The organism is Streptomyces phytophilus (assembly GCF_013870535.1).
Classification (GTDB): Bacteria; Actinomycetota; Actinomycetes; order Streptomycetales; family Streptomycetaceae; genus Streptomyces; species Streptomyces phytophilus.
Genome location: NZ_JACBXC010000596.1, coordinates 1 through 3,650, shown reverse-complemented (window position 1 = coordinate 3,650; position 3,650 = coordinate 1). Strand labels below are relative to the sequence as shown.

At 71.4% G+C, this 3,650-nt stretch carries 3 protein-coding genes and 1 pseudogene; 3 read left to right on the top strand and 1 reads right to left on the bottom strand.

Going from position 1 to position 3,650, the window contains the following annotated elements; genetic code table 11:
* The 3 genes from H5J30_RS21945 to sucD form a co-directional block, all read left to right on the top strand.
* Nucleotides 1-1,021: VWA domain-containing protein (locus tag H5J30_RS21945; RefSeq protein WP_181789104.1), on the top strand; the 1,021-nt coding region annotated here is incomplete at its 5' end.
* Between the two features lie 241 nt (nucleotides 1,022-1,262).
* Nucleotides 1,263-2,435: an ADP-forming succinate--CoA ligase subunit beta gene (gene sucC / locus H5J30_RS21940; protein WP_181789103.1), complete on the top strand. Its 1,173-nt coding sequence runs from the start codon at nucleotides 1,263-1,265 to the stop codon at nucleotides 2,433-2,435.
* A gap of 22 nt (nucleotides 2,436-2,457) precedes the next feature.
* Nucleotides 2,458-3,369 carry a succinate--CoA ligase subunit alpha gene (sucD, locus tag H5J30_RS21935; RefSeq protein ID WP_181789102.1) on the top strand — a complete coding sequence of 304 codons (912 nt, stop codon included), beginning with the start codon at nucleotides 2,458-2,460 and terminating at the stop codon, nucleotides 3,367-3,369.
* A gap of 90 nt (nucleotides 3,370-3,459) precedes the next feature.
* On the opposite strand, the pseudogene H5J30_RS36010 reads toward sucD, so the two are convergent.
* A pseudogene (locus H5J30_RS36010) lies at nucleotides 3,460-3,650 on the bottom strand (hypothetical protein); the annotation flags it as partial.

The following is a 3,650-nucleotide window of genomic DNA, read 5'->3' as shown; positions in this document are numbered from 1 at the left end:
GCGGTCCGAGGAGCCCGGTCGCGGCTCCCGGCGGAAGGCCGGGCTCGGGGGGTCCGCGCCGCAGGTGGCCCGGTGGCTCGGGGACGTGCGGACGTACTTTCCCACCCCCGTCGTCCAGGTCATGCAGCGCGACGCCATCGACCGCCTCGGCATCGCCTCCCTCCTCCTGGAGCCCGAGATGCTCGCCGCCGTCGAGCCCGACGTGCATCTCGTCGGCACGCTGCTCTCCCTCGCCAAGGCCATGCCCGACGAGGCCCGCGAGACCGCCCGCACGGTCGTCCGCCAGGTCACCGACGACCTTGAGCGCAAGCTCGCCGCCCGCACCCGCGCCACCCTCACCGGCGCCCTCGACCGGGCCGCCCGCGTGCAGCGGCCCCGGCACCGGGACATCGACTGGGACCGCACGATCCGCGCCAACCTCAAGCACTACGTCCCCGAGCACCGCACCGTCGTCCCCGAGCGCCTCGTCGGTTACGCGCGCGCCGCGCGCTCCGTCCGCAAGGAAGTCGTCCTGGCCATCGACCAGTCGGGCTCCATGGCCGCCTCCGTCGTCTACGCCTCCGTCTTCGGCGCCGTCCTCGCCTCCATGCGCTCGCTCGCCACGCGCCTCGTCGCCTTCGACACCGCCGTCGTCGACCTCACCGACCAGCTCAGCGACCCTGTCGACGTGCTCTTCGGCACCCAACTCGGCGGCGGTACGGACATCAACAGGGCGCTCGCGTACTGCCAGCAGCGCATCACCCGCCCCGCGGACACCGTGGTGGTGCTCATCAGCGACCTGTACGAGGGCGGCATACGCCAGGAGATGCTGAAGCGGGTCGCCGCGATGAAGGCGTCCGGTGTGCAGTTCGTCGCGCTGCTGGCGCTCTCCGACGAGGGGGCGCCGGCGTACGACCGTGATCATGCGGCCGCGCTCGCCGCCCTCGGTGCGCCCGCGTTCGCGTGTACGCCGGAGCTGTTCCCGGAGGTGATGGCGGCGGCGCTCGAAGGCCGCCCGCTGCCCGTCCCGGCGGCGACGTGAGCGGCGTTGTGCGCGCGGCATACGCGCGACGTGAGCCGCGCCACATAGGCGCCCTGAGCCCGGGTCGAGAGCAGTCCCCCGTGCCCCATCCGTACCCCGTTCACGCGGGAACCGCACTTGTGACCGTTCTCACCGCGCCGGTGTGACCCCGGATTTAGGCCGCGCTGTCGGGCAGGGCTAATCTGCAAGACGACCCTGCCATTACAACGCGACACGACTGAATCACAAGGGACGGACGCGCGTGGATCTGTTCGAGTACCAGGCGAGGGATCTCTTCGCCAAGCATGGTGTACCGGTGCTGGCCGGCGAAGTCATCGACACGCCCGAGGCGGCGCGCCGGGTGACCGCGGAGCTCGGCGGTCGCGCCGTCGTCAAGGCCCAGGTGAAGACCGGCGGCCGGGGCAAGGCGGGCGGCGTGAAGCTCGCGTCCGACCCTGACGACGCCGTCGAGAAGGCCGGCCAGATCCTGGGCATGGACATCAAGGGCCACACGGTCCACAAGGTGATGCTCGCCCAGACCGCGGACATCGCCGACGAGTACTACGTGTCGTACCTCCTCGACCGCGCCAACCGCACCTTCCTCGCCATGGCGTCCGTCGAGGGCGGCATGGACATCGAGGAGGTCGCGGCCACCAAGCCGGAGGCGCTGGCGAGGATCCCCGTCGACGCCAACGAGGGCGTGACCGAGGCCAAGGCCCGCGAGATCGTCGACGCCGCGCGCTTCCCCGCCGAGATCGCCGACCAGGCCGTCGAGGTCCTGCAGACGCTGTGGACGGTCTTCGTCAAGGAGGACGCCCTCCTCGTCGAGGTCAACCCGCTGGTCAAGACCGCCGACGGCACGGTCCTCGCGCTGGACGGCAAGGTGTCGCTGGACGAGAACGCCGAGTTCCGCCAGCCCGACCACGGCGCGTTCGAGGACAAGGCCGCCGCCAACCCGCTGGAGGCCGCGGCCAAGGCCAAGGGCCTCAACTACGTGAAGCTCGACGGCCAGGTCGGCATCATCGGCAACGGCGCGGGTCTGGTCATGTCGACCCTCGACGTCGTCGCGTACGCGGGCGAGAAGCACAGCGGCGTCAAGCCCGCCAACTTCCTCGACATCGGCGGCGGCGCCTCCGCCGACGTGATGGCCAACGGCCTGGAGATCATCCTCGGCGACCCGGACGTCCGGTCCGTCTTCGTCAACGTCTTCGGCGGCATCACCGCGTGCGACGCGGTCGCCAACGGCATCGTGCAGGCCCTCGAACTGCTCAGGAGCAAGGGCGAGGACGTCAGCAAGCCGCTGGTCGTGCGGCTCGACGGCAACAACGCCGAGCTGGGCCGGAAGATCCTCAGCGACGCCAACCACCCGCTCGTCGAGCAGGTCGACACGATGGACGGCGCCGCCGACCGCGCCGCCGAGCTGGCCGCCAAGTAAGGACAGAGGACAGAAGAAAACCATGGCTATCTTCCTCACCAAGGACTCCAAGGTCATCGTCCAGGGCATGACCGGCTCGGAGGGCCAGAAGCACACGCGGCGGATGCTCGCGTCCGGCGCCAACGTCGTCGGCGGGGTCAACCCCCGCAAGGCGGGCCAGAAGGTCGACTTCGACGTCGTGTCGGAGACGCACGAGTCGAGCACAGTCGAGATCCCGGTCTTCGGCTCCGTCCAGGAGGCCATCGACACCACCGGCGCGGACGTCACCGTCATCTTCGTGCCGGAGAAGTTCACCAAGTCCGCCGTGATCGAGGCCATCGACGCCGAAATCCCGCTCGCGGTGGTCATCACCGAGGGCATCGCGGTCCACGACACCGCCGCCTTCTGGGCGTACGCGGGCGCAAAGGGCAACAAGACGCGCATCATCGGCCCCAACTGCCCCGGTCTGATCACCCCCGGGCAGTCCAACGCGGGCATCATCCCCGCGGACATCACCAAGCCCGGCCGGATCGGCCTGGTGTCGAAGTCCGGCACGCTGACGTACCAGATGATGTACGAGCTGCGTGACATCGGCTTCTCCACCTGCGTCGGCATCGGCGGCGACCCGGTGATCGGCACCACCCACATCGACGCGCTCGAAGCCTTCGAGGCCGACCCCGACACCGACCTGATCGTGATGATCGGCGAGATCGGCGGGGACGCCGAGGAGCGGGCCGCGGACTTCATCAAGGCCAACGTGACCAAGCCGGTCGTCGGCTACGTCGCCGGCTTCACCGCCCCCGAGGGCAAGACGATGGGCCACGCCGGCGCCATCGTCTCCGGCTCCTCGGGCACCGCCCAGGCGAAGAAGGAAGCGCTGGAGGCCGCGGGCGTGAAGGTCGGCAAGACGCCGTCGGAGACGGCGCGGCTGGCCCGCGAGGTGCTGGCGGGCTGACGCGGACAGCCGCGCAGGCCCTGGTACGGAACGGAGCGGGCCCGCCCCGAGGGGGCGGGTCCGCTTTCGCCTGCCGGGAGCCCGCGCGCGTCAACCCGGCGTGCCGCGAACCGGTCCCACGGACGGGTGGTGCCAGCCGGCGGCGGGCGCGTCCGCCGGACCGTGCGCGCGGGGCGGGGTCCGCGGCGGGCCGTAGCCGGGCATGCCGGGGGTGGCCGGCGTGAGCCCCGGTGCGGGCGGCGCGCCCCGGTCCGGCGCGGGCGGCCAGACCGTCCGGCCGG